The sequence below is a fragment of the Campylobacter sp. DY7 genome (assembly GCF_057802535.1).
Window position 1 is genome coordinate 1 of sequence record NZ_JBYJAU010000036.1, and the last position, 815, is coordinate 815.

Genomic DNA, 815 nt, shown 5'->3' on the forward strand with positions numbered 1-815 from the left:
CGGCGTCTGCCCGAGGGCGGCGAGCCCATCAAGGTCGGTCACCACTCGGAGGCCGGGCACCGTCGAGCGATTGCCAGGGCGGACGCGGCCGTGCGCCGGTCCATTGACGCAGACGAGGCCGCACGGCGCGCCCAGGTACACGCCGACATCGCGGCCGCCGCCAACGATGCCCGATACGCACCGATCGCCGTTGCCAACAGGATCGAGAAGCTCCGCGCAGACCGCGCCGGACTTCGCCGACGCCTGGACGGATCCAGCCGCACTCTCCCCGGCGGGCGCGTTGAGACCACCACCGCCGCTACCGGCGCCTACGCCGAGCGCCTCGAGCAGGAACTTGCCACGACCGACGACCAGCTCACCTACTGGCAGGAGGTCCGCGCCGAGCAGATCTCAACCGGCGCCGCCACCAACCACAGCAAGGAGACCATCAGCGTCGGCGATCAGATCAAGTACTTCGGCAACTGGTGCACTGTCACGCGCACCAACACCAAGAGCGTCACGATCGTCGACGCCTACGGCCACCGCGGCACGGTCCTCTACACGCACATCCGAGAGCACCGCGCCAGCCAGAGCGGGGTCAGCTCATGACCATCGCCGCACGGCCCCGCACGATCCCGGAATCCGCAGTCCGGCGACTGCGCCGGTCGGCGATCGCACTGCTGTACATCGTTGCCGCAATCGCGGCCGGCTGGCTCGGGATCCTCGCGGCACCGATCCTCGACCGCATCATCATCACCGCTGCGGCGGTGGTCCTCGTCCCTGTCACCGTCGCGCTCGTGATCGACTTCTTCCGCAACCCGGACTGAGTGACCGAT

2 protein-coding genes are annotated in these 815 nt (G+C 69.0%); both read left to right on the forward strand.

The window, feature by feature from the left end; genetic code table 11:
• On the forward strand, nt 1-588 hold a 588-nt coding region (locus tag AC1B00_RS09565), incomplete at its 5' end, for a DUF3560 domain-containing protein (protein ID WP_488849496.1).
• Entirely contained in the window at nt 585-806 is a 222-nt protein-coding gene (locus AC1B00_RS09570) for a hypothetical protein (RefSeq protein ID WP_311290925.1), read from the forward strand. The genes AC1B00_RS09565 and AC1B00_RS09570, both read left to right, overlap by 4 nt.
• Nucleotides 807-815 lie beyond the last annotated feature (9 nt).

What these genes read in the sequence shown, in the direction of transcription:
- AC1B00_RS09570 (WP_311290925.1), top strand. Translation starts at nt 585, where the DNA reads ATGACCATCGCCGCACGGCCCCGCACGATCCCGGAATCCGCAGTCCGG.